This is a genomic window from Gloeothece verrucosa PCC 7822, assembly GCF_000147335.1.
Lineage (GTDB): Bacteria > Cyanobacteriota > Cyanobacteriia > Cyanobacteriales > Microcystaceae > Gloeothece > Gloeothece verrucosa.
Genome location: NC_014501.1, coordinates 1,549,125 through 1,573,583, shown reverse-complemented (window position 1 = coordinate 1,573,583; position 24,459 = coordinate 1,549,125). Strand labels below are relative to the sequence as shown.

General features: G+C 42.3%; 20 protein-coding genes and 1 tRNA gene. 11 read left to right on the top strand and 10 right to left on the bottom strand.

Annotated features, from left to right (window positions below; all coding sequences use genetic code 11):
* Positions 1–26 precede the first annotated feature (26 nt).
* Complete coding sequence (locus CYAN7822_RS38625; protein ID WP_013321541.1) at positions 27–431, top strand: DUF488 family protein; 405 nt, start codon at positions 27–29, stop codon at positions 429–431.
* Positions 432–688: 257 nt separating this feature from the next.
* On the opposite strand, the gene CYAN7822_RS07000 is transcribed toward CYAN7822_RS38625, so the two are convergent.
* Positions 689–760, bottom strand: a tRNA-Thr gene (locus CYAN7822_RS07000).
* 55 nt (positions 761–815) lie between these two features.
* Here CYAN7822_RS07000 and CYAN7822_RS06995 point away from each other — a divergent pair.
* Positions 816–1,091 (top strand): DUF3493 domain-containing protein, encoded by a 276-nt coding sequence (locus CYAN7822_RS06995; protein WP_013321540.1) that lies wholly within the window; start codon positions 816–818, stop codon positions 1,089–1,091.
* A gap of 107 nt (positions 1,092–1,198) precedes the next feature.
* Here CYAN7822_RS06995 and recA read toward each other — a convergent pair whose 3' ends face one another.
* Positions 1,199–2,269 (bottom strand): recombinase RecA, encoded by a 1,071-nt coding sequence (recA, locus tag CYAN7822_RS06990; protein ID WP_041933562.1) that lies wholly within the window; start codon positions 2,267–2,269, stop codon positions 1,199–1,201.
* 245 nt (positions 2,270–2,514) lie between these two features.
* Positions 2,515–3,462 carry an aldo/keto reductase gene (locus tag CYAN7822_RS06985; RefSeq protein ID WP_013321538.1) on the bottom strand — a complete coding sequence of 316 codons (948 nt, stop codon included), beginning with the start codon at positions 3,460–3,462 and terminating at the stop codon, positions 2,515–2,517.
* A 192-nt stretch (positions 3,463–3,654) separates the two neighbouring features.
* On the opposite strand from CYAN7822_RS06985, the gene CYAN7822_RS06980 reads away from it, so the two are divergent.
* Positions 3,655–3,951: a hypothetical protein gene (locus CYAN7822_RS06980; protein WP_013321537.1), complete on the top strand. Its 297-nt coding sequence runs from the start codon at positions 3,655–3,657 to the stop codon at positions 3,949–3,951.
* A 97-nt stretch (positions 3,952–4,048) separates the two neighbouring features.
* On the opposite strand, the gene CYAN7822_RS06975 is transcribed toward CYAN7822_RS06980, so the two are convergent.
* From CYAN7822_RS06975 to CYAN7822_RS06965, 3 genes are all read right to left on the bottom strand, one after another.
* Positions 4,049–4,969: an NAD(+) kinase gene (locus CYAN7822_RS06975; RefSeq protein ID WP_013321536.1), complete on the bottom strand. Its 921-nt coding sequence runs from the start codon at positions 4,967–4,969 to the stop codon at positions 4,049–4,051.
* Between the two features lie 67 nt (positions 4,970–5,036).
* Complete coding sequence (sfsA, locus tag CYAN7822_RS06970; protein WP_013321535.1) at positions 5,037–5,759, bottom strand: DNA/RNA nuclease SfsA; 723 nt, start codon at positions 5,757–5,759, stop codon at positions 5,037–5,039.
* Positions 5,760–5,769: 10 nt separating this feature from the next.
* Positions 5,770–7,140 (bottom strand): AAA-like domain-containing protein, encoded by a 1,371-nt coding sequence (locus CYAN7822_RS06965; protein ID WP_013321534.1) that lies wholly within the window; start codon positions 7,138–7,140, stop codon positions 5,770–5,772.
* A 529-nt stretch (positions 7,141–7,669) separates the two neighbouring features.
* On the opposite strand from CYAN7822_RS06965, the gene CYAN7822_RS06960 reads away from it, so the two are divergent.
* Positions 7,670–8,380: a hypothetical protein gene (locus tag CYAN7822_RS06960; RefSeq protein WP_013321533.1), complete on the top strand. Its 711-nt coding sequence runs from the start codon at positions 7,670–7,672 to the stop codon at positions 8,378–8,380.
* A 104-nt stretch (positions 8,381–8,484) separates the two neighbouring features.
* On the opposite strand, the gene bchH is transcribed toward CYAN7822_RS06960, so the two are convergent.
* Positions 8,485–12,255 (bottom strand): magnesium chelatase subunit H, encoded by a 3,771-nt coding sequence (gene bchH / locus CYAN7822_RS06955; RefSeq protein WP_013321532.1) that lies wholly within the window; start codon positions 12,253–12,255, stop codon positions 8,485–8,487.
* 323 nt (positions 12,256–12,578) lie between these two features.
* On the opposite strand from bchH, the gene CYAN7822_RS34465 reads away from it, so the two are divergent.
* Positions 12,579–13,109, top strand: a complete 531-nt coding sequence (locus tag CYAN7822_RS34465; RefSeq protein ID WP_013321531.1) for a hypothetical protein — start codon at positions 12,579–12,581, stop codon at positions 13,107–13,109.
* A gap of 144 nt (positions 13,110–13,253) precedes the next feature.
* On the opposite strand, the gene CYAN7822_RS06945 is transcribed toward CYAN7822_RS34465, so the two are convergent.
* Together CYAN7822_RS06945 and CYAN7822_RS37510 are read right to left on the bottom strand one after the other, a co-directional pair.
* Positions 13,254–14,255 carry a ribonuclease T2 family protein gene (locus CYAN7822_RS06945; RefSeq protein ID WP_013321530.1) on the bottom strand — a complete coding sequence of 334 codons (1,002 nt, stop codon included), beginning with the start codon at positions 14,253–14,255 and terminating at the stop codon, positions 13,254–13,256.
* Positions 14,256–14,404: 149 nt separating this feature from the next.
* Positions 14,405–14,569: a hypothetical protein gene (locus CYAN7822_RS37510; protein ID WP_013321529.1), complete on the bottom strand. Its 165-nt coding sequence runs from the start codon at positions 14,567–14,569 to the stop codon at positions 14,405–14,407.
* A 239-nt stretch (positions 14,570–14,808) separates the two neighbouring features.
* On the opposite strand from CYAN7822_RS37510, the gene CYAN7822_RS06940 reads away from it, so the two are divergent.
* The 4 genes from CYAN7822_RS06940 to CYAN7822_RS06925 all read left to right on the top strand — a co-directional run bounded on the left by CYAN7822_RS06940 (position 14,809) and on the right by CYAN7822_RS06925 (position 20,382).
* Entirely contained in the window at positions 14,809–16,656 is a 1,848-nt protein-coding gene (locus CYAN7822_RS06940; protein ID WP_013321528.1) for an NAD(P)H-quinone oxidoreductase subunit F, read from the top strand.
* A 41-nt stretch (positions 16,657–16,697) separates the two neighbouring features.
* Complete coding sequence (locus CYAN7822_RS06935; protein WP_013321527.1) at positions 16,698–17,417, top strand: carbonic anhydrase; 720 nt, start codon at positions 16,698–16,700, stop codon at positions 17,415–17,417.
* Positions 17,418–17,508: 91 nt separating this feature from the next.
* Entirely contained in the window at positions 17,509–19,002 is a 1,494-nt protein-coding gene (locus CYAN7822_RS06930) for an NADH-quinone oxidoreductase subunit M (RefSeq protein ID WP_013321526.1), read from the top strand.
* Between the two features lie 66 nt (positions 19,003–19,068).
* Complete coding sequence (locus tag CYAN7822_RS06925; protein WP_013321525.1) at positions 19,069–20,382, top strand: CO2 hydration protein; 1,314 nt, start codon at positions 19,069–19,071, stop codon at positions 20,380–20,382.
* Positions 20,383–20,451: 69 nt separating this feature from the next.
* Here CYAN7822_RS06925 and CYAN7822_RS06920 read toward each other — a convergent pair whose 3' ends face one another.
* Positions 20,452–20,862, bottom strand: coding sequence for a fasciclin domain-containing protein (locus CYAN7822_RS06920; protein ID WP_013321524.1), 411 nt, complete (start codon positions 20,860–20,862; stop codon positions 20,452–20,454).
* 358 nt (positions 20,863–21,220) lie between these two features.
* Between CYAN7822_RS06920 and CYAN7822_RS40145 the strand changes: the two genes are divergently transcribed.
* On the top strand, positions 21,221–23,665 hold the full coding sequence (locus CYAN7822_RS40145) for a calcium-binding protein (protein WP_013321523.1): 2,445 nt from the start codon (positions 21,221–21,223) through the stop codon (positions 23,663–23,665).
* A 76-nt stretch (positions 23,666–23,741) separates the two neighbouring features.
* Complete coding sequence (locus CYAN7822_RS06910; protein ID WP_013321522.1) at positions 23,742–24,446, top strand: Uma2 family endonuclease; 705 nt, start codon at positions 23,742–23,744, stop codon at positions 24,444–24,446.
* Positions 24,447–24,459: the final 13 nt, after the last annotated feature.

Sequence of the window (24,459 nt, the reverse complement as noted above, 5' to 3'; positions counted from 1 at the left end):
AGCATATCAACTTTTTTGCTTAAAATATGGAAACAAGAAAAATATTAATCGCTACTAAAACTTACCCGTCTATTAGTAGAAAGTATAGAGAAACGGTCTGTACAGCAGGGATATTGCTGGATGACCAAGATAATCCTTTACAATGGATTAGAATTTATCCTATTAGATATCGTGAGCTAGAGTTTGATAAAAGATATCCACGATGGTCAATTATAAGAGCTAAAATTGAAAGAAATGATTCAGGCACAAATATATGGATTTCTCCTGATCCTGAAAAAGCCAATCAGGTTTTAAAAAATATTGCTAAAAAAGCGAAGGGGAAAACGGTATTATTACTTTGTGCTGAAATGGATTGTAAACGCTGTCATCGCGTTGAAGTAGCCAATCAATTACAAAACTTAATTCACCATCAAATAAAACATTTAACCTAAAAGAAAAAAACAAACCTTCGTGATATCATATCCTGCCGCTTACACCAGTTTCATTAATACTAAAAATATGATGAATGGCGTTAGGATATACCAGGTAAATAAGTGTGGTAGGGGCAATAGTAAAACTTGTTAAATCTCAAAATGATAGACAAAATGCAAGTTTTTATAGAAAAAACGAAACCCTAAGAGTCTAGCTGAATCTCTTGGGCTGAGGCTGAAACCCTTATGGTTTCGTTGTTATTCGCTATTTTTTGACAAGCCGATGATGAGATTTGAACTCACGACCATTCGATTACGAATCGAATGCTCTACCACTGAGCTACATCGGCAGACAGAATTATAGTATAACCCAAAATAGCACTAAAACGCCAAAGCAAAAGCAACATGAGCAACAACCGCCCCTCTAAGACAAACTCTCGCCCTAAGCTTGATCCAGAAAAATTAGCGCGGCTCAAAGCCGAAGCGAGTGCCCCCTATAAAGGTTTTAGAATCTTCTTCTATTTCGCCTTTGGGGCTTCTGGATTGATCGGTGCTGTGGTATTTCTAGCCAAATTAGCGGCAGGCGCAAATGTAACCGAGGCTTTGCCTAATTTCGCCTTACAGGTGGGTCTTGTGGCTTTGATGATCTGGCTGTTTCGCTTAGAACAAAAAAGCAAATAAGTTAAAAATAGAGACGCTCTAGGCAACGTCTCTACAGGGATTAGGGGATCATTTTCTATAAGGTAATTATTTAAGCTCAAAAACAGCTAATATTACCTTAAATATCTTTATTCCTCAGCCTCAACCGGCTCAAATTCTTCCTCGTCTTCACTGGTAGACCCTGCAAAAGACAGAGAAGCAATATCAAGTTTTTCCCGCACTTGCTTTTCAATTATGACTGCTGTGTCGGGGTTTTCTTCTAAATACTTAACGGCATTATCTCGGCCTTGGGCAATATTATCGCCGTTATAGCTATACCATGCCCCTTTACGGGTGATGACATCGGTATGTTCTGCCATGTCTATCATGCAACCCATCTGGGAGATCCCCTTGCCAAAAATAATATCAAACTCAGCAATTCTAAAGGGAGGCGCTACTTTATTTTTAGCCACTTTTACCTTAGCGCGAATTCCATATTCTCCCTCACTGCCTTTTTTGAGGGTTTGAATGCGACGAATGTCTAAGCGCACCGAGGCATAAAATTTTAAAGCCGTTCCGCCTGTGGTTACTTCTGGACTGCCATAGGTAACACCTATTTTTTGCCGCAATTGGTTTAAGAAAATGACTACACAGCCAGATTTACCAATATTACCAGCAATTTTTCTCAGGGCTTTACTCATCAGTCGAGCCTGTAGGCCCACCTGATTATCCCCCATTTCTCCTTCTATTTCAGCCCGAGGCACTAGGGCGGCTACAGAGTCTACCACTACTATATCTACCGCCGCCGATCTCACTAATTGATCGACTATTTCTAGGGCTGATTCCCCTGTATCCGGTTGTGCCACTAGAAGGTTGTGAATGTCAACGCCTAATGCTTCAGCATAGGTTGGGTCTAAAGCGTGTTCTGCATCCACGAAAGCGGCTACTCCGCCAGCTTTTTGCACTTCGGCGAGCGCATGAAGGGCCAAGGTGGTTTTCCCTGAACTTTCAGGCCCGTAGATTTCAATCACACGACCTTTAGGTAAGCCGCCTCCCAAGGCTAAATCTAAGGTTAAAGCACCACTCGGGATGGTTTCGACTCGCATCCGCGCCGCATCCCCTAAGCGCATGATCGATCCTTTCCCGAAGCTGCGCTCTATTTGATTAAGGACTAAGTTTAAAGCTTTTTCTTTATCAGGATTGTTGGTAATGGTAGCCATTAACGTCTCACGCTGTTTATAGGAGGTTTTTTGATTAGCCATTAGTTATTAGTCATTAGTCTAAGGTCAGTTTTTCGGTACATACTTCGCGCCATCAAAGTGCCTGACAAAGCTGATCACTAAAGGCTATTAACTAAGCACTAGCTTAATAGTACATCAGTATTTGACTATTGTAGCTTTTTTTGATGGAAATTGTTCTCACTGTATAGTTTTGCGATCGTTTGAGTCATCAGTGAGAATACGAATTATAACCAAGGGCGGCTTACAAGTTCTAACTGGCTAACTTGATCTCGAGTGAGACTCCATCCGAGCGCTCCCGCGTTTTGGGCTGCCTGTTGGGCATTTTTTGCCCCTGGGATAGGAATGACATTTCCTTGAGCGATTAACCAATTGAGGGCGACTTGAGCCGGTGTCTTGTTATATTGGTTTCCTAGCTCACGCAAAAGGTTTAACAGGGGGACAATTTTTTCTAATCCTTTAACACTAAAACGAGAGTCAAGGCGACGCGCTCCATCAGGAGTTATCGATTTTTCTGGGCTATATTTACCCGTTAATAATCCTTGGGCTAGAGGACTATAAGCTAGAATCGTTACCCCTAATTCTTGAGCCGTGGCCGTAATTCCCTGTGTTTCTATTTTCCGATATAGCAGAGAATATTGCACCTGATTAACAGCCAAAGGAATGCCCCGTTTTGCCAATATTTGATGAGCATAGGCCATTTGCTCACTCGAATAATTACTAACCCCAATACAGCTTATTCTACCTCGTTCTACTTCCGAAGCAAGGGCGTTGAGCAAAGTTTCTTGACTCATCAAGAAAGTAAATGGCCAATGAACTTGATATAAAGTAATTTTATCGAGTTGTAAACGTTTGAGACTATTTGTCAGGGCATCATGAACAGCATCGGCTCCAAAACGCCAAGGGGCAGGGCCGTATTTAGTAGCAATATCTATCGGACGGTGGATTTTTTTGATAAACCGTCCTAGTAGTGATTCGGATTCTCCTAACCCATATACTTCGGCTGTATCAAAAAAGGTAATTCCGGCTTCTACTGTTGCCGTAAAAGCCGCTTCTACATCAGCCGAATTGAAGGTTTTTCCATAGTTCCAAAACAGTTGATCTCCCCATGCCCATGTCCCAATACCAAGGGCAGTCACAGAGGGGCCATTTTTTCCTAGGGCGGTAGTTTGCATGGTTTTAAGGATTTTTGCGGTTTTTCTATTTAGTTTATTTATCTTAACAAAGGGGTTTTATAATATTGAGAAATCAACCAAATAGTTGATCTCTTAATGGATATGGGGGTTAAGATTTAATTGACGTGGTTGAGAATAATCACTTAGTATATTGCTCAATCACTATTTTTTAACGTTTTGTTAACTGTGATCATGAAACTAACAAAAGTCCTTCTCATTTTGGCTTTTTCCTTTGTATTGGTAAGTTGTAATTCAGGTGGTGGCGGCACAGGAGGGTCTTCTCCTTCTCCAGAGGCCACCACTTCTCCTGATGCGGGGACTTCTCCTTCTCCAGAGGCCACCACTTCTCCTGATGCGGGGGCTTCTCCTTCTCCAGAGGCCACCACTTCTCCTGATGCGGGGGCTTCTCCTGGGGCTTCTCCTGATGCTGGGGCTTCTCCTGGGGCTTCTCCTGATGCGGGGGCTTCTCCTGGGGCTTCTCCACAATAGAAAATTTTACACAGCTTTAAAACCTAATCGTTTAAGTGTGGTGTAGGAGGGGTTAAGTTGTTAGCAAATAAGATACCCCTCTTATTAATTTTCGGCGCTACTGACGGTGATTGTTATCATAATGAATCCGGGTTCCTGCCCACTGCAACTTTTCTCGAATTGTCTGATAAAAAGAGTAACTTTCCCGCAAAATAATAAAATTAGCATTAAAATCAGCTTTTCTGACTCCTACCCATTGTCCGGGCCAAATAGAAGAAGCTAAAACCCCATCAGTCCAAAGTTTGGTATTGAGTTCGTAATCTCCTAAAGGCCAGATATTGACCACTGAAGCTGGGGGTATCACAATAGGGCGACTCGAAAGACTTAAAGGACAGATGGGGGTAACAGCGATCGCTTCCATCCCTGGATGAATAATGGGGCCATTAGCCGAGGCTGTATAGCAGGTTGAACCGGTAGGAGTAGCCACCAGTAAGCCATCCCCCTGATATTGATCCACAATTTCCCCATCTACCTCCATTTCTAAAAAACTGGTAGGCATTCGATCAATACTGGCCGGTTTGACACACATTTCATTGAGGCAATAAAAGTGATCGCTCACCGCCATAGGAGAGAGACGGTCCCCCTCGTACAGACAAGCTTCTAGCATCATGCGTCGTTCTAGCGCATAGTGATCGTTTAGTAAGCGATCCCATACTTGTTCGCTATTAGTAAACTTTTCAAAGGGTTCAGTGAGAAACCCTAAATGTCCTCCCACATTAACCGCTAAGATAGGAATGCCTTGGGAGGCGAGATGTCGTGCGGCGGCTAGGACAGTCCCATCACCCCCAAGAATAACCGCTAAGTCAATATTTGAGGTAGTAGAAGCCAAAAAAACGGGATAAGGGTTGTCTTTATAACCACTCGGCCCCATTAAGACTTTACATTGCCGGGCTTCCAACTGTTTAGCACAGGTTTCTGCCCAGATTTTACTCTGAGGATCACCGGCTTTATGAGCGATAATAACTTGTTTTAATTCCACTGTTGTTAAAGGTTAGATGTTAGGGAGTAGGGGGAAAGGAGAACGACTCATGACTAATGACTCATGACTAATATATAAAATCTGCTAATCCCAGATAGCGAATCCCTTGGGGAGTAACTTCAAAGCGACAGGGTAAAACCTTTACCCCTGCATCCACTGCGGAGCGTAAGAGTTTCGCATAGTCGGGATCGTAGCGAGTGCCACTCTGAAAGCCCCTACAATCACTACGATTAATAAAATACAACATTACGGCTTGAGAGGAGGGCAACAACGCCATCATTTCTCGCAGGTGTTTTTGTCCCCTTGTAGTGACTGTATCAGGAAACATAGCAATTTGGTTTTCTGCTAGGGTGGTATTTTTCACTTCTAAATAAATTTTAGATTGAGTGTCCTCATTACTCAATAAAAAGTCAATGCGGCTTTTCTTGTCTTTACCATAGGGGACTTCCGAGCGAAATTGAGTATAATGCCCTACCAATTCTAAAAATAGATTTTGTTTAAGAGCTAATTTAATGACTTGATTAGGCAGTGCCGTATTAATTCCCACCCAAGTTTGATCTACCTCGATCATCTCCCAACTATAGGCTAATTTCCGGGTCGGGTTGTGGCTTTCACTGATATAGACTCGACTCCCGGGAGTACATACCCCGATCATCGGACCTGTATTTTGGCAATGGGCTGTAATAATTTCTCCAGAGGCTAATTCAATATCTGCCAAGAATCGTTTATATCGTCGCTGTAATATTCCAGGAATAAGAGGGGGATACTGATAAATAAAAGCAGGAGACATAGAAAATTATTTAAAGGTTATTTTTAGCTTCAAAATAGGCTTGAAAATATTGAGTATATAATTGACAACTTGAGCTAACGGTATTGCCTTTAGATTGAAAACGAACTAATCCTAAACTTTGTAACTGAAAGGCTTGTATTAAATCTAATTCTATAGGTTTAGAGGATAGGACAACCTTAGCCAAGCCTTGTTCTAGCCCTTCATTTTGCTGTTGTAAATTCCAAAGTTGTCTGGTCAAATGATGGCGATAAATATTATCATCGGACATAGGAGAATCCGTCAATAATTCTTCTAAAGTTGTATCTTCATGCCAAATATGATACATAGCAAGGCGAATTAAATAAGGATTTCCGCCCACAAAAGAGCAGAATTTTTCCGCCTGTTCCATCGACCAATCGAGTTGATGTTTATGGGCTAAATTGAAGACTTGTTCAGCCGTTAAAGTTGGTAATTCAATGGGTAAACCGACATTAAAGGGAGATTGATTAACATTGAGGGGAATATACACTTCAGTGGAATGAGCGACAATTAACCGTAATTTTTGCCAGATTTCGCGATTTTTAGCTTCTTCATGCCAGGCCCGTAATAACCCAAAAAAATCATCCGCTAAATCTCTATATTGAAAGAGCCGATCCACATCATCTAATGCTAAAATAATAGGGGGATTAGTCTTAGCCAGCAAATACTCCTCAAAATAAATTTTACAGCTAATTTTGCTGCCAAACATATCATCCCAATAGTCAGATAATTTATTAGGTAATTGTAGCCCCAAAGTCACATTAGCACAAAACCATTGTAAAAATTTATCTAAATTCTGTAAGAGATTACTATCGGCTAACTGTAAGCTTAAGGCAACTGTATTATATCTTTGCCGGGCTGCTTGAGTAAGAATTCTCATCATTAGGGAAGTTTTTCCCATCCGTCTTGGGGCTTTGATGCGAATTAAAGCTCCGGGTTGAAGAATGGCTTTATAACATTCAGACTCAATGGGGGAACGTTCAACATAAAAATCTGAATGGAGAGGCACTTGCCCTTCAGGTAATTCCGGGCCTTCATGAAGCAATTGCCAGGTTTGTCCGGCTTCTATCTCAGGTTCTCGGCGATAAAAATCACCGGTTTCTAGTACCAAATTAAAAGCTTTAAAGCAGTCTTTAAGGGTTTTTTTATCCACTCCCATCTCACAAGCAAAAACTTTCATTAATGTATCAACAGCTAAACCTGTACGATCACTTAAAGTTTCCAGAGTATATCGATAGCCACCATTTTCTCGTTCTTCAGCTTGTGCTTTAGCTTGTAGTAGTTTTTTTAATCCTTGTTTGGTAAGGATTACACCTCTTTTGCGTCGCCGTCTTGGTTCTTGTTCCTTGCTCATGGTTATCATCTTTTTCAAGCCTGGTGCAGTTATGATTAAAGTTTACATAGCTCTTCTTTTTTCCTGAAAATTTATTGATAAGCCGGCTCGGTTTTTTTGTAGTGTTTTAGCATAATCAAAGTTAAATGACTTGAGCTTTTGTTGATAACAGGTTGGTGAGGTAAACTTATAGGATTACACAGCAAGATAACAAGCATCTGGAGGTTTAAAGCTTAGAAGGTATAATGGTTTGAGTGAAAAATCCTTGACCATAAAGCCTAGACAGGATTTTTGATCCCTTGAGTCAATCCCTTGTCACCTAATCTTAAGTTCGTTGTTAAGATCCTAAACTTCGATTGTATGTTTGTAGGTTTAACGGCACACTAAAAGAGGAAATGAGAATTACACAGTAACTGAGCCTGGAATGAAATACTAGCCTTTTTGGCATCCTATTGTTCCATATATGAACTCTGTTATTGCTTTAGGCTAATTATTCTCAGTAGCCATTGTAACAAAGTTTCTCTACTTTTTAAAGAGAGAATAGGGAGAGTAAAAGCAGATGGGTAAGGTAGCAAATCACCTCAAATCTTTCTGGGAATCTTGTTTATTAGAGCATCGCCATCTCAATAACACTCAGCGACGTGGTTTAGTGCGTTGGTTGTTAGGAGAGAGTGTAGATAAGTTAGAAGATCTGACCACTGAAGAGTTGGCGAGTGCTACCCGGGGAATTATTAATCGTTATCGAATTTTGCAAAAACATTATTTAGGAGTAGCGCCCAAAGAGGCTTATCGTCATCTATTCAACCGTTTAGGAGCCGTATTGAGCAAGTATCCTCTCCTACGTAGTTGGATCACTGCCTCGCCTGAACACCAAAAAACCGTTGTCAAAACGCTTCAGGCATTGATTGAGCAGTTATTGAAAGTTGATCCCTTTCTTCAAACACAACAAAAACAAATTGCTTTATGTACTCAGGATTCTTCCTTGCGTAATGCGTTATTGCTGACAACTCTCGAGGAATACTGCCTGCATTTTATTAACGATTATCCTTTGTTATTCCATCTTTTGTATCATTTTTTACGCCATCAAAGCGAGCTACAAATCACCTCGCAGCAGCAGAAATTTTTGCAATTACTTTCTCGGGAAATTCAGCAAGTCCCTTTCAACGCTCAAACTATGGCTAACTTTCGATCTCCTTTAGGGCAACCAATACGACAGTTTGCTTTTGAGGAAGCTGTGAAAAGTTATCTAGAAACTCAGTTGGTGAGCTAGAGCATTAAGAAAATGATTGGCTGTTTAAAAAATTGTTTTTTTCGGGCTTTTTAACATCTTTGACCTAGGGGAGAAAACTCTCTAGGTTTTTCCCCTTACATCGGTTAATTATTTACCCCTTCGAGTTCGTCCTCTGTTAACTCATATAATTCTTGTAACTTTTGCAATTTCTCCTCATCTGGATGCCAAAAACCGCGCCCATGAGCTTCTATCATGCGCCCAACAATATTACGAAAAGCTTCGGGATTAGATGAGCGTAATTTAGCCGCCATTTGAGCATCTAAAGCATAAGTATCGGCCGCTTGATCATACACCCAATTATCGGTAAATCCGGCAGTTCCTCCCCAACCGATCAAAGCTGTCATGCGCTGAGAAATTTCATAAGCTCCCCCCGAACCCTGATCTGCCATAGCATTTCCCCATTTAGGATTTAATAATTTAGTTCGATATTCCAACCTCAATAAATCTTCTAATTTCCGGGGAGTCGTATCACGAGAAAAACTTTCAACAAAATTAGCCGTTACCCGTTTGCCGCTTTGTTTTTCTGCCGCTAATTTTAGTCCGCCGGTATTGCCATAATATTCTTGAAGATCAGTTAACCCATACTCCACAGAATCAATTTCCTGTACAATTCTTTCACTGGTTTTTAGCAACTCGCTCAGCACTTCAGGGCGTGCTTGTCCTTTATCTTTTCTCCCATAACTAAACCCATTTCTTCCTTGCCAAGTCTTCGCTAATTCTTCAGAAGACTCCCAATTTCCATCCACCACTTGATCATTCACTAACGAGCCAAAATCTCCCGCCGGATTAGAAAATAAACGGGCTGAAACATTCTCAACTCCCTGCGCCTTTAACGCCAAAGCGTGCTTACGAATAAAATTTTCTTCTTCTGATTCTTCTGCCTGAGCCGCTCGTTCAAATAAATCATCCAACAACTCAATAATATTAACAAATGTATCCCGAAAAATCCCCGATAAATTCGCCAAAACATCAATCCGGGGATGTCCCACTTTTTCCAGGGGTTTTAACTCATATCTAACAATTCTTCCGGTTCCTTCCTTAATCGGTTCAGCCCCCACCAATTCTAACAGAATCCCCAAAGATTCACCCTTAGTCTTAATAGCATCCAAACCCCACAACATCACCGCCACCGTTTCCGGATATTTACCCTGTTCATCTAAATGTTGAGCAATAATTTTCTTAGCAATTTCCCGGCCTCTTTCATAAGCCGCCGCCGACGGCATTCTATAAGGATCTAAAGCATGAATATTTCGTCCCGTCGGTAACACACCCACCCCATCCCGTAACAAATCACCCCCAGGAGCCGGCAAAATATACTCCCCATTCAACCCCCTTAAAAGATTGACCAACTCATCCTCATTTTGTCCCAACAAACGAGCAATCTCCACCCCCTCCCTAACCCTTTTTGACAGACTATTTTCCTCTTTTTGCGCGGCAGTCGTTGGACCTCCCCCAACCTGCTGCCTTGTCTTTGCGTCTTGGCGCGACAGAATCTCTTGAAATTCCCACTCCGATAACTCCTGGGCAAAAAAAGCATTCAAATAAGACCGTAACCCCTCCTCATCCGGAGGATTACCCAAAATATGTAACCCCGAAGAAAACAGCCGTTGCTCAACAATTTGTAAATACTCATACACCTTGACAAAATAAGCACAAAGTGCATAACGACTAAACAGCCGCGCATTTTCCACAGTAAAATCAATCCCTAACTTTTGCCCCTCTTCAAAAGGACAATCCGCATCCAAACCCGTATCAACAATTTTCTGACAAATCGGGTCTCTTAGTGCTAAATTCTTGTCAGGATCTTCGCGAAACTCAGCAATCAAATCACGCAAAGCCATCAACTCTTTATATAACCCAGCCCGTCCATAGGGCGGCACATTATGAGAAATCAAAACCCCATAACCGCGACGTTTAGCCAACATCGACTCAGACGGATTATTGGCCGCATAAATATATAAATTCGGCAGATTTCCTAACAAAATATCAGACCAAGAATAGCCCGTATTTCCCAAAGGAGAACCCGGCAACCATTCTACTGTTCCGTGCATACCAAAATGAACAATGGCATCGGCGGCAAAATCCTGTTGTAACCACTGATAAAAAGCCGCATATTGAGGATGAGGGGTTAAATCTTTCTCGAACATTAGCCGCATCGGATCACCCGAAAGCCCCAAGGGAGGTTGAACGCCGATCCAAATATTTCCTAATTGAATCCCCCCAAGATAAAACTCATCGCCAATGGTTTTTATGCCCGTATCCGTCAAAGACTTCCACTGTTTTTCAATGCGGCACCTCAACAAATACCCCAACCATTTTTCTAATTGTTGTACATTAACCCTTGTCCCTGATAAACCCTCCATCTGTGTTAATCTGTGTGCATCTGCTCCCTCATCGGCCTCTTTAACGCGACGGATCAATTCTTCGCCATCTTCGGGCAATTCTCCGACAGTATATCCTTGCTCTTTTAACCCTTGTAAAAATTTTAAAAGCGAGCGGGGGACATTCAATAACGCCGCCGTACCGGTTGCCCCATAACCTGGCGGAAACCCATATAAAATTACCGCTATTTTTCGTTCCGAAGGCAATTTTTTTCTTAATTTAATCCAATTTTTCACCCTTCCTGTGAGGCGTTTCACTCGTTCAGGAATGAGATAAATATCTTCTCCCACTAAGCCGCCTAATGGCACAGTATCAATGGCCCCATCTAACTCCGGTAAGGCATATAAAACCACACTTTGTAAGCCGCCAATGCCCTGTCTGGTCCAAGAATAAATATCTTGAATTAATAACGGTGCAGCGATAATATAAGGGACATTTTTAGCGGCTAAAATTTGTTTAGCGACTTCTACTCTTCTACCGCCTTCCATAGAACCGGCAGGACCTCCCACTAGAGGAAAGCCAATGGTAGACACAATGGAATCGACTTGTACAGCTTCTTTAGATAAAGAAGGAATAGCCATATTTCCCGCTTGACGTTGTTGGGTTTCATAAGCGGTTGTCATCCAATCTCTAACCGCCACGTGCCCTTCTACGCCATTAATAAAAATTGGTAGGGGGATGAGTCCTTCGGCTTCAAAATAACGAATCAGTTGGGGAATATAGGGCTGTTTAGTAATAACGTGCTTACGATAGAGGAGAAGGCCAACTACGGGAGTTTGATCAACTTTTAAAGATAAATGTTTTTGATACCAATTTAAATAATCTTGAGGAGAGGGAAAATAACCTTGATAGTCGGGATGAAGTAATCCCATGTTAGGGGTTTCGATGACTGTGGGAATTTCACCGATTTTTAAGGCTAAATATTTCTCGGCAATGGTCCAAAACATAGCGGCGACATTTTCTGTGCCGCCAGCATTCCAATAGCCGTAAATGATGAGCCAGTTGCGTAAGTCTTGAACTTTTTGCGCGGGGATAAATTTGAGCAGTTTTGGTCCGGTTTTGAGAAAGCTAATATAGCCGGCGAGTTTATCTTCTTCTTTGCCGCTTGAAAATTTACTGAGGATAAATTGAATGGGTTTCGGCATTCCTTTGGGTTTATCGCCGATGACGAATTTACCCAATTGAGTGAGACTCATCAATTCTAGGGCAGATTCAAACACGAGGCGGATGGGGATGTGTTGCACTCGTTGACGTAACCACATCACTTGATCGTAATCAAAGATAAGACTGCCGAAGAAAACTTGAGCGTCTTTGAGGGCAGTTCCGACGACTTCGGGTGTTTCTGAGAGGGCGCGATCGCTAAATACCTGTATGTCTAATTGCGGACAGCGTTCAGTGGCTAACTCGGCGGCTTTGCGGTATAAGTCAGCGTTAAAGGATTCAAAACCGGCGATCAAAACGATGCGTTTCATATCTCAAGGAGCGCAAACTTTGTTTAAGGTATATTGTAGCGATTTTGAGCAGGTCAACTACCCCGACCCGAAGAAGGCGCTCTTGTCGGGGCTTGTGTCTAGACTCCACCTCAACTCCAAGAATCTTTGCAGACTCTTAGCTTTGGCTTCCTCGTCTGACACATCAGGGGATGCTGACAAAATCCCCGTACTCATCCAGTCTTGCCGAATAAGTAACGCTTTAGTCACTGCTCCTCAAGCCATCAAAGCCGCCCGAAGTGCAAGCTCAAATCGAAAATTCCTCAAAGTACAATAGGGATGGTGATTACGAGGAGTGTACAAATATGAAAAATTTTTTGACGGTTTTCGCCTTGATGGTGTCTGTGTCAGGGATTGCGGTTTCTCTGGCTAGAGAGGAAGTGAGATGTTATCTAGGTTTATCATCAAGCGCCTGTCATTCAACCGATGAGAGTCATTTATCTCCCCGAAAGATTCACTTTTCGGAGTCGGACCGTCGTTCATCTTCTCCAAGAGAATCTTCTACTCAAAAGAGGGAAACTCAACAGCATCACGAGCAAACTCCTGAAAATGAGCCGCTTTCAAGAGTGGAAGAGACTCAACACAATAAAGAGGTTAAAGATGCTACCCCTTCAGCTTCTTCTAATTCATCTCAAGAGGTCACCCTTACAGACCCCTCTCCTAAAGTCGAAGAACCCCCTACAGCCGCTCCTGAAGTTACAGCTAAACCTACTGAACCCACTAAAGAAGTTTCTGCCTCATCTTCGGAAGCTCAACCCTTAACTCATTCAGTGGAACTAGAAGTTATCCCTCCGCCTGAAGATCATAATTCTACTCAACCCCATCAAAACCATTAAGCACTGACATTTAACCTCTTCTCCAACCTCTCGGCTGGTAGGAGAACCGGACAACAGGAAAGGCGCAAAGTAGACGTTCTTTTAAGCTTGACTCTTTGCGCTTGTCCCTTGTTAAATTAAAAATTGAGAAAGGCTATATCTTGTTCATCGGAAATTACGCCACAATTTTTCATTGATGCCAATGGGATCTACTTCGCCGCTTGGACAGCCTAGGGGAACGTTTGGCGCTTTGGCTAATAGGCTCTTGAGATCAGGATCACGATCAATATTGCCTCTGAGATTAACCCACAGTTCTGTGATCATTCTTTGTTGTTGTTGATCTATATCATTTTCACACTTGATTTGAACTTTATCGCCTGCTCCATTGCCAAAAGTTTGCTCAAATTTGTTGCGGATCTGGCTAGAATTGAGGTCCTTGCCGATATTAGCCACGAGCAAATTTCGTACCTCAGAATTATTAATTTTGGTTAGCAAGGTCATGGCATCTTGAAAATACTGCTCTGGAGATGTCCCATAGCAAGTACCATGTTTATACCATTCGTGTAGATGTAAATTTGAGGCTACACCTGGCATAACCACTCTTAACCTAGTGAGAGTATCTGGGGATAAATTGATAGGTGGCATTTCTGACCATCTATTCTGTTTATCTAGTTCTTTAATACGGTCGCTGACATTACAGTATATATTAGTGCTTGGTTGAGGCCAAAGTCCATGTAAGGCTAGGTTTGTTGCTTCAAAGTTTTTATCAGTACGATCGATACATTCTGGTTTTTTTGGCTTTGTCTCGCAAAAACTTGGCTGCCAGCTTATAGCAAGCAGGTAATCTGAAGGAGAATTAACAACTGGAGTTCGGCTTAATTGCCCGCACTCGATGTTTACCCAACGAACGGGGGGTTTAGCATCGTCAATTGTGATCAAATAATAAGAAGCATCTTTTTGATTTTTGCCCACCACTGGATAGCTTTTTTGGGGAGAGACTTGTACATTTCCAGGGTTGGCTCTTGTTTTGATAGACTGCACCGCTTGGCAAGTTTTTTGTGCAGTGAACGTGCCCTTAATTTCTACTATAGCCCAAGCTGAATTAGCCCAAAAAGTTAACAGCAAACAAAGAATGGCCGTTAAGCAAAAAGTTTTTTTTAAAGTCATTGTGCCTATCTCCTTAATTATAGTTAATCTGTGAGTAAACTACGATTTTTACTGTTTTCAGAGCCGGTGTTCGGGTGTTCCCTTCACACAACGAAAATTGTAATGATCAAAGCGATTAACTATAAAGTATGTACCACCGACAACAGAAGTTAACTGTGAGGTCCGGCGCGGACAAGCGCGGTACTCCTGCCTTCGGTCGTCCCTGCCGGAGCGCCGAGGGAGTGGGGAGTAGGAAAGGGAAAAGAGCGAACCTGATGGGCTATAAAAACAAGTTGTTTTTCTAAATTACCTAAAAAAAATTTTTTTTGCGCCATATCAACATTATTTTTTTATTTTTGCCATTTTTGTCACATCCAACTCAGGTGGTCATAAGACTTAAGTTTCTCTTATCAAAAATTTATTCTATGTTAATCAATTTAAGCATTGACAAAATTCTATGGCTGCGGGTATGATTACTGATGAAAGACGGAACAGATAACCATCTCTGTTCTCTGAAATTGCCTACTGCTGTCAATTTCAACCAAGTCTTTGAGTTAATTTAATTAGGACTGCTATGAGTCACTTTTTCAGCCAGACGATCTGGTTAGTCCCCTGCTATGCCTTAATAGGGGCTATCCTTGCTCTCCCCTGGTCACCCGGTATTATTCGTCAAACCGGACCTAGACCTGCCGGATACATTAATATGATCATGACCCTGACGGGGTTCATTCATAGCTTACTAGCTATCTCAGACACTTGGAAGATGCCGCCACAGTATTTATCCTTCAATTGGCTGCATACATCGAGTTTAACCATTTCTTTAGACCTGGAAATTACGGCGGTTAATATTGGGGCGTTGCTCCTCATTACTGGCTTAAATTTTGCCGCCCAAACATACGCCATTGGTTATCTAGAAATGGACTGGGGTTGGGCGAGATTTTTCTCGTTAATGGCCTTGTTTGAAGCAGGGATGTGTTCTCTAGTTTTATGTAACTCCCTGTTCTTCAGCTATGTGGTGTTAGAAATTCTCACTCTAGGTACTTATCTATTGATTGGTTATTGGTTTAATCAATCTTTAGTGGTAACGGGTGCTAGAGATGCGTTTCTCACCAAACGGGTTGGAGACTTAGTTTTATTGATGGGGGTAGTGGCCTTATTACCCTTAGCCGGCACTTGGAATTATACCGAGTTAGCCGCCTGGGCAAAAACAGCACATCTCGACCCGACGGTAGCTAATTTGTTATGTTTAGCCTTGATCGCGGGTCCGTTGGGTAAATGCGCGCAAATGCCGCTACATTTGTGGTTAGATGAGGCGATGGAAGGCCCAATGCCGGCTACGATTTTACGGAATACGATCATCGTGTCTACTGGCGCATGGGTATTAATTAAACTCCAACCGGTGTTGGCCTTATCGCCTACTACTCTAGGGGTAATGACCACCATAGGATCTCTCACAGCTATTTTAGCCGGATTAATTGCTATTGCCCAGATTGATATTAAACGGTCTTTATCCTATACCGTCAGCGCCTACATGGGATTAATTTTTATCGCGGTAGGAACAGGACAAACTCAAGTGGCTTTAAACTTGTTGTTAACTTATGCGATCGCCATGTCAGTGTTGATTATGAGTATTGGCGGCATAGTTTTAAACAATATTAGCCAAGACTTAACTCAATATGGCGGTTTGTGGTCGCGTCGTCCTATTTCTGGCATTTGTTATCTAGTGGGGGCGGCTTCTTTAGTGGCTTTTCCTCCCTTGGGTGGGTTTTGGTCCTTAATTGAAATGGCCAGTAATCTTGCGCCGAGTTATCCTTTTCTTTTCGGAGTGTTATTGGTTGTCAATGGACTAACCACTTTCAGTGTCACCCGAGAATTTACCTTAATTTTTGGGGGCAAACCCAAACCCATGACTGTTCGTTCTCCCGAGGGGTTATGGGCTGTAGTATTACCCATGACAATTATGATGGGATTTGCGCTCCATGTTCCTATATTATTAAGTCAATGGAATCTGTTACCGGCTTGGGAAACTTTAGACCTAACAGTGGTCAGTGAGCTAATTATTTCAACGGTTGTTGGTGGTGGGTTAGCCGCATTTATATATCTCAATGATGGCATTACTAAACCGATTCAACTACAACCCAAAGCCTTACAAGATTTCTTTGCTTACGATTTATATACCGCCCAAATTTACAAAGTCACTATTGTTTTTGTGGTGGGGTTGGTTTCTCAACTAATCGCTTGGTTTGACCGATTTATTGTGGATGGAGTGGTTAATTTAGTTGGGTTAGCAACGGTTTTTAGTGGACAAGGTTTAAAGTATAATGTTTCAGGACAAACACAATCTTATGTCTTGACAATCGTACTCGGGATTGCCTTATTAGGGATTGCTCTATGTTATCCTTTAATTTCTTTCCTTCATTAAGAATTGCTCAACTCTAATTGGTTAAAAATCGCGGTGTGGAAATGGACAATAATAAACCTTTAATGAATTTATCTCGTCGTAATGCCATTAAATATGGAGGAGGTTTTCTCGGTACTGGACTTTTAGCGGCTGCCCTTGGCTCAAATTTAAATTCTCCGGAACCAGTTGTTGCTCAAAGTGAAGTAAATTCCGAGCAAGCCTTAGCTCAATTAATGGCAGGCAATAAACGTTTTGTCGCTGGTAAAAGCAAATATCCTAATCAAAATTTAACTCGTTTACAACAAGTTGCTCTAGGACAAAAACCTTTTGCGGCTGTTCTCAGTTGTGCTGATTCAAGAGTGCCGGTTGAGATCATTTTTGATCAAGGATTTGGCGATATATTTGTGGTCAGAGATGCCGGAAATATTGCTACTGATGAAGAAATCGGCAGTCTTGAATTTGGCACTTTAGTTTTAGGAGCAAAAGTCTTACTGGTCATTGGCCATGAAGCTTGTGGGGCAGTTGTTTCTACTTTAAAAGGCGCTGAAGTGCCCGGGAGTATTAGCAGTATTATAGAAGCAATTGAACCAGCAGTCGCCACTTATAAAGGTCAACAAGATAACAAACAAGCCGTCAGACAAGCGGTGGAAGCTAATGTCAGATATCAAGTCAAAACTCTAGAAAAATCTCCTGTATTATCCAAATTAATTCAGGAAGGAAAATTAAAAATAGTTGGGGCTTATTACAGTCTCAGTACCAGAGAAATAACGCTTGTCAGTTAATTCAATTTTTTCCCTAAAGGCGTTCTGTCTTGCGCCTCTAGTCATAAGTTTAACAAAAATCCTTTCTTTATCCCAAATTTAAGCTAAACAGATGCTAAGTACATTACTTTGGTTACCGCTTGTCGGGGCGGCAATAGTTGGATTTATCCCAGGTAACTTAGAGGGCGCAAAACTTCGTCAAATCACCTCAATTTTCGCCCTAATAATTTTCGGTTGGTCAATCTGGTTATTAACTCAATTCGATCTGAGTGTAACGGGATTACAATTTCAAGAATACTTACCTTGGCTGCCTAAAATTGGTTTAAGTTACAGTTTAGGAATTGATGGGATATCTCTGCCCCTAATCGTTTTAAATACACTCTTAACCGGAATTGCCATTTACAGCATCGGAGAAAAGCTAGAACGTTCCCGCTTATATTACGCGCTCATTCTCATCATTAATGCGGGCATTAGTGGCGCGTTAATGGCCCAAAATCTCCTGCTGTTTATAATTTTTTATGAATTAGAATTGATTCCCTTTTACCTCATGATTGCCATCTGGGGAGGGGAAAAACGCGGCTACGCTTCGATTAAATTCCTCCTCTACACAGCTATTTCAGGGCTATTAGTTTTAGCCGCCTTTTTAGGGATCACTTTTTTAAGTGGCGGAACCAGCTTTGATTATGTTGCCGTTCATCCAGAAAATTTTGGTTTAAATACGCAATTAATCCTCTTAACCCTGATTCTTGTCGGTTTTGGCATTAAAATCCCCCTGGTACCTCTCCATACTTGGTTACCCGACGCTTATACAGAAGCCTCTCCCGCTACAGCGATCTTACTCGGAGGAATTCTGGCGAAATTAGGAACTTATGGATTAATTCGCTTTGGTTTGCAACTATTCCCAGAAACTTGGGCCATCATTAGCCCAGGTTTAGCCATCATCGGAACCATTAGCGTGATTTATGGGGCATTGAGTGCAATTGCCCAAAAAGATATTAAACGAATGGTTGCTTATAGTTCTATCGGGCACATGGGCTATATCCTCGTTGCGGCGGCGGCGGGAACAGATTTAAGCATCCTCGGAAGCGTCGCCCAAATGATTTCTCACGGGTTAATTCTCGCCCTTCTCTTCCATCTCGTCGGTATTGTAGAACGTAAAGTCGGCACCAGAGATTTAGATATTCTCAACGGGTTAATGAACCCTATCCGAGGCTTACCCCTCACCAGCGCCTTATTAATTACCGCCGGCATGGCAAGTGCAGGAATTCCGGGGTTAGTCGGGTTTGCGGCTGAATTCATGGTTTTTCAAGGCAGTTTTTCCTCCTTTCCCATTCCTACGCTACTTTGTATCATTGCCTCGGGTTTAACCGCCGTTTATTTTGTCATCCTACTGAACCGCACTTGTTTCGGAAAATTGGATAACAAACACGCTTACTACCCCAAAGCTTTACCCACAGAAACCATCCCGGCTTTAGTGCTAACCGCTATCATCCTCTTCTTAGGCATTCAACCTAACTGGTTAGTGCGTTGGATAGAACCCACTACAGACCTATTAGCGAGGAGTAATATTACCTCTCCCAAAATAGAACAAATCGCCATAAAATAACAACAACTCACTCCTATTTATCTGCGAACAAAATCATCAAAACCCTCACTATCCCCCGAAAAAAAAATGGTAGAAACACCTATCAAGCTGACTAACACAACCACTCCCATCATTCCCCCATCAAACCACGAATTCGCCGATATCATTCATCGTTTAGAAGCCGGCGGTTCAATGCTACCTGATACCCCAGAAAATTTAATGCAAATTATCGGCATATACAAAGCTTACGCCGTGCCGATGGATTTTTACTGGCGGGACTTATTATATATAGCTGAACGAGTCTTTTTAGAACCCCTGCCCTTTTTTAAATATTTTCTTCCTCAAGAATATTTAGACTTACATAATCATTATGCCGGGGATGATGCAGACTTAAGAATCTGGCGAGGAGTAGCCACTGCCCATCCTGAATTATTAGAATTCATGGAAAAGGGTAAAACCTTCAAAGCGCCCAAATTATTCCATCATCTTTGGCATGATAGAATTAACATGGAATTTGCTGAAGCTTGTATGCGGGCGATGCTTTGGCATGGTCGAGATATGGGATGGGGAAAATTTGATGCTTATCTCGACAGCGATGAATATAAAGCTAATGCAGACCGGGCTATTAAAGCCTATTTTAAAAACAATCCTTTGATGTTGGGATTATATAAACTCTTCCCGGATATGTTTTTAGAACAGGTCAGACAATTATCTTATTATTCTAACCTGGGTCTATTCTGGGAAGTGATGGCCCCTGTGTTTTTTGAGATGTCAGATATTTATGATGAAGGGGGTTTTAAAGGGGTTCCGGATGCGATGAATTTCATTGTTAATGGAATTTTCGCGATTGCTGGACGGCCGATTTATCATCATGTTTATATTGGGGATGAATGTTATGAGATTATCCCCAAATCTAAAGGCTTTACTTGGTTATATGAGGCGGCGTTGCCCTATGTAGAAGCAGTCTTTTATCGCACTGCACCTTTCCGAGGTACGAAGTCTTATAATGCCCAAGCTAAACAAGTGCCGGAAGATCAAAAAGACTTTCATTATGGCATTTTATACGCCGATGTTTTCCCAGTAGGAACGGCTGGTATTCCTCCTACATTATTAATGGATGATATGTATCATTTCCTGCCTGATTATTTGAAGGAATATTATGCTAAACACTGCCGGGGTGAGGATGATGTGTTAATTCAATTAGGGATTACTTTCCAACGCTCGATGTATAATGTAACTTCGGCAGTTATTCAGGCTTTACGGCAGGCTTTGCTGTATCCCTTAGATGATACAAACCCTAAACATTTAATGAAAAATCGCCAGTTTTTTGAGGCACAAATGGACCGCTTTAAGCGCCCTGAAGCCCGTTTAAGGGATGTTCAAAACCCAGATTATCGTTAAGCATTTGTAGGGGCAGTGCGGGATGTGCCTGCCCTTTATTCATATTCGGGCAACAGTAGGGGGTTTTCTCTACTTTTTACCCATTAAGATGACATTATCGATGACATGAATAACGCCATTATCGGCTTCAATATCTGCGAGAACCACTGAAGCATTTTTGACTTCAAAATCACCATTAGAACAATCTACAGAAATGAGTGAACCTTCAACAGAAGTCACTTCCGAAACTTTTTCTAAATCGGCTTTAAAGAGTTTTCCGGGCACAACATGATAACAAAGAATGCGGGTTAACTGAGGGATATTTTGTAAAAGAGTGGTAATGGTTCCTGGGGGGAGTTTAGCAAAAGCCGCATCAGTAGGAGCAAAAACCGTAAAAGGCCCTGGACTTTTTAAAGTATCAACTAAGTTAGCGGCACTGACGGCGGCTACTAGGGTTTGGAAATTTTCATTACTAACAGCAATATCAACAATATCCGGCATGGTTTTTAAAATTTGAATTTAGAAGTCACCTTTATATTTTATCGAATTGTTACCCTTTTTTCTAGAGTTAATAAATACTATATATAACAAAAATAACTGTTATTGTTTTATGGGTTTTTGATTTTATGGATAAAATAAATTTTACATAAATAGGTGGGCTTTCAGTAAAGTTTTTTCTATCCTCCCGATATCCTTACCTTTGTTTGCTAACCTGGTTTTGCTGAACTAAAAAGCCTGTCTCAGGAGGGAAAAAGGAGATTTTTTCTCAGCAAATGAGACTAAACTCGCCATAGCTATTTCTGCTTCCCTCCCGAAAAGGCTAATAAACATCATGCCCTAAGCAAGAGGAGAACCGCTTATGTCCACTATTATGGGAACCCCTTTCAATGACATCCTTATCGGCACTGGAGACCCTGACTTCCTCTATGGTCTTGCCGGAGATGACTCTATAGATGGGGATAGCGGCAACGACACCCTCAATGGCGGAGGGGGTAATGACTTCTTAGAAGGGGGGGCAGGCATTAACAGCGCAGACTATTCTGATGCGGCGGCGGCGGTGACAGTGGATTTAGATGCAGGTTCAGCCGCAGGTGGGGCAGGCCATGACACGCTCTCGAACATTCAAATCGTTATCGGTTCAGCCTTTAATGATAGCCTTTACGCTGACTTATCGGTGAATAACAACACCTTGGTAGGGGGTGCAGGGGATGACCGTTTAGATTTGGGCTATTACAATTCATCGAATAACCAGCTACAGGGTGGGGTAGGAAATGACACCCTCATTGCTGATTGCACTTACGGTAATAATGACCTCGATGGTGGTGAGGGAAACGACCTACTAACAGCCGACCAAGTTTTAAATAGCAATACTTTGAGGGGAGGTTCTGGAGATGATACCCTGATAGCCAATGCGGGGGCAATCAACCGGCCACCTCGCCCCGGTTATGGTAATAACTATCTCGATGGCGGGGATGGCAATGACCGGCTGATGGTGGGCGAAAGCTTTGGAGGGCGGGGAATTGCTACCTTAATTGGCGGTGCCGGCGACGACACCCTGATCACTGCATCCGGCAACGACATCCTCGATGGGGGGACAGGTTTTGATATTGTTGATTATTCTCAAGGTGCTTATATAACCCTCAACATGGCCGTTACTGTTACAAATGTCGAGAAAGTGATCGGTTCACACTACGATGACATCATCCTAGGCAGTGCAGATAATGACACCATCCTAGGCAGTAGTTCTAGCTATGTCCCCAAGGGGGGAATCTGGAATCCGCCACCCTCGGATGATGATAGTATCGATGGAGGGTCCGGCGACGACTCTCTCGATGGTCGTTATGGAAATGACACTCTTATAGGCGGTATCGGTAATGATGTGCTGCTTGGGAATGCCGGAGATGACATTCTCAAGGGTGGCGTGGGTGATGATACCCTCAATGGCGGCGCGGGCAATGATACGGTTGACTACTCTGATGCAACGGATGTAGTAGCTGTTAATTTAAAAACTGGTTTGGCTACAGGGGGGGCAGGTAATGATAGTCTCTCCAGTATTGAGGCAGTGATCGGTTCTAAGTTTGATGATAGCCTTTATGGTGGGAATGGCGATAATACCTTAAATGGGGGTGCAGGTAATGACACTCTAAGAGGCGGCTTGGGAAATGACTATCTCGATGGGGAGAGAGGGCATAATACGGCTGACTACTCGGATGCAACGGCAGGGGTATATGTTGACTTAAGTTTCGGTTGGGTTTCCGGAGGTGCAGGAGATGATTTTCTCTACAATATTCAGGCTGTTATCGGTTCTAAATTTAATGACACTATTTATAATGACGGACTGTTGGATAACACTCTGATAGGCGGCGCGGGTAACGATATCTTGGATGCCAGCTATAACTGGGCTTTAGTTCCTCCTAATAACCTTCTTCAAGGTGAGGCGGGTAACGACACCCTCATCGGTGGGGCGGGCAATGATACTCTTGATGGTGGAGTCGGTACTGATACGGTGAGTTATGCTTATGTGGCGGCGGCGGTGAATGTTAATCTGAGTACGGGAACTGCTACAGGGGGAGACGGTACTGATAGCCTTTGGGCCATTGAAGGGGTCATCGGTTCTAGTTTTAATGATAGCCTCACGGGTAGCATGGGTAACGATACTCTAAACGGCGGCTTGGGGGATGACAGCTTAGATGGTGGCGCGGGAACTGACATAGCTAGTTATGTGGACGCGACGGCGGCGGTGAATGTTAACCTGAGTACGGGAACCGCTACAGGGGGAGACGGTACTGATAGCCTTTGGGCCATTGAAGGGGTTATCGGTTCTAGTTTTAATGATACTCTTACGGGCAGCACGGGAAATGATCTTCTATTGGGTGGGTTAGGTAATGACAGTCTCAATGGAGGCGCGGGAAAGGATACGCTGACGGGTGGCGAAGGGGATGATCTTTTAATAGGTGGCCTCGGCAATGATAAGCTGACGGGTGGCACGGGTGCAGACCAATTTATATTTAATAGTGCTAGTGAGGGCATCGATACCCTTAGCGATTTTACTGTTAGTCAGGGTGATAAAATTGTGGTTTCTGCGGCTGGTTTTGGGGGCAGTTTGATAGCTGGTGTACCCATTAGCGCGACGCAATGGGTTCTAGGAACAACCGCGACTATTAACGGCAGTCAATTTTTTTATGATAGTAGCACTGGGCGTTTATTGTTTGACCTAGATGGGACAGGGATAAAAGCCGCTACACAGATTGCTATATTAAGTACCAAGCCGCTTATTGATTCCAACAGTATTGTTGTTGTTTAAACATCGGAGTTGCTCTGCTCTGAGCCAGGGGAGTTAGACTAAAATTAAATTAAAAATTTTGAGGGTAGTTAATATTATGACTGCTGCAATTACCCCTGTTATTTCAGAATCTTCTCTTAATAGTTTACCTCTATGGAAACCCGCTACTTGGGAAGATTATTTAACTTATCGGGATGATCCGTCACCGGAACGGATTAGACTTTATTTTTATAATAATCATTTGCTAGTCGACATGGGCAAAGAAGGGATTGAGCATTCTAGCATCAATAGCTTGTTCAGTATGTTATTAGGTTTTTGGTTTGCTCAACATCCAGAGCAAGTATTTAGTTTATTTAATGGCTGTCTTCTTGAAAAACCGAACACCCAAGCCGGCGCACCTGATCTAGTTTTATATATCGGTGAAGATTATCCCCGTTGGCAAGCTGGAGATAGACGCTACATTAATTTAGAAGAGAATAGAGTGCCTAATTTAGTAGGAGAAATTGCTGATACAACCCTCGCTACAGATTTAGATGAAAAAAAACATCTCTATGCCGCTTTAGGCATTCCTGAATATTGGGTAATTGATGTCAGAGGAAAAAGAGTGTTTGCTTTTATTTTAGAAGAAGGTATTTATAAAGAAACCGATCAATCAGTTGCTCTTGCTGGACTCCCGATTCATTTATTAGAGCAAACCCTAGAACGTCTTGCCCAAGAAAGTAATGGCAGTGCTGCTACTTGGTTTCTTCAACAAATTGTTAATTTAAATCCCCAACTAAAACAGCAAGCTAATCAGGATTAGTATTTAATTATTA

What these genes read in the sequence shown, in the direction of transcription:
- CYAN7822_RS38625 (WP_013321541.1), top strand. Translation starts at nt 27, where the DNA reads ATGGAAACAAGAAAAATATTAATCGCTACTAAAACTTACCCGTCTATT.
- CYAN7822_RS06995 (WP_013321540.1), top strand. Translation starts at nt 816, where the DNA reads ATGAGCAACAACCGCCCCTCTAAGACAAACTCTCGCCCTAAGCTTGAT.
- recA (WP_041933562.1), bottom strand. Translation starts at nt 2,269, where the DNA reads ATGGCTACCATTACCAACAATCCTGATAAAGAAAAAGCTTTAAACTTA.
- CYAN7822_RS06985 (WP_013321538.1), bottom strand. Translation starts at nt 3,462, where the DNA reads ATGCAAACTACCGCCCTAGGAAAAAATGGCCCCTCTGTGACTGCCCTT.
- CYAN7822_RS06980 (WP_013321537.1), top strand. Translation starts at nt 3,655, where the DNA reads ATGAAACTAACAAAAGTCCTTCTCATTTTGGCTTTTTCCTTTGTATTG.
- sfsA (WP_013321535.1), bottom strand. Translation starts at nt 5,759, where the DNA reads ATGTCTCCTGCTTTTATTTATCAGTATCCCCCTCTTATTCCTGGAATA.
- CYAN7822_RS06965 (WP_013321534.1), bottom strand. Translation starts at nt 7,140, where the DNA reads ATGATAACCATGAGCAAGGAACAAGAACCAAGACGGCGACGCAAAAGA.
- CYAN7822_RS06960 (WP_013321533.1), top strand. Translation starts at nt 7,670, where the DNA reads ATGGGTAAGGTAGCAAATCACCTCAAATCTTTCTGGGAATCTTGTTTA.
- bchH (WP_013321532.1), bottom strand. Translation starts at nt 12,255, where the DNA reads ATGAAACGCATCGTTTTGATCGCCGGTTTTGAATCCTTTAACGCTGAC.
- CYAN7822_RS34465 (WP_013321531.1), top strand. Translation starts at nt 12,579, where the DNA reads ATGAAAAATTTTTTGACGGTTTTCGCCTTGATGGTGTCTGTGTCAGGG.
- CYAN7822_RS06945 (WP_013321530.1), bottom strand. Translation starts at nt 14,255, where the DNA reads ATGACTTTAAAAAAAACTTTTTGCTTAACGGCCATTCTTTGTTTGCTG.
- CYAN7822_RS37510 (WP_013321529.1), bottom strand. Translation starts at nt 14,569, where the DNA reads ATGGCGCAAAAAAAATTTTTTTTAGGTAATTTAGAAAAACAACTTGTT.
- CYAN7822_RS06940 (WP_013321528.1), top strand. Translation starts at nt 14,809, where the DNA reads ATGAGTCACTTTTTCAGCCAGACGATCTGGTTAGTCCCCTGCTATGCC.
- CYAN7822_RS06935 (WP_013321527.1), top strand. Translation starts at nt 16,698, where the DNA reads ATGGACAATAATAAACCTTTAATGAATTTATCTCGTCGTAATGCCATT.
- CYAN7822_RS06930 (WP_013321526.1), top strand. Translation starts at nt 17,509, where the DNA reads ATGCTAAGTACATTACTTTGGTTACCGCTTGTCGGGGCGGCAATAGTT.
- CYAN7822_RS06925 (WP_013321525.1), top strand. Translation starts at nt 19,069, where the DNA reads ATGGTAGAAACACCTATCAAGCTGACTAACACAACCACTCCCATCATT.
- CYAN7822_RS06920 (WP_013321524.1), bottom strand. Translation starts at nt 20,862, where the DNA reads ATGCCGGATATTGTTGATATTGCTGTTAGTAATGAAAATTTCCAAACC.
- CYAN7822_RS40145 (WP_013321523.1), top strand. Translation starts at nt 21,221, where the DNA reads ATGTCCACTATTATGGGAACCCCTTTCAATGACATCCTTATCGGCACT.
- CYAN7822_RS06910 (WP_013321522.1), top strand. Translation starts at nt 23,742, where the DNA reads ATGACTGCTGCAATTACCCCTGTTATTTCAGAATCTTCTCTTAATAGT.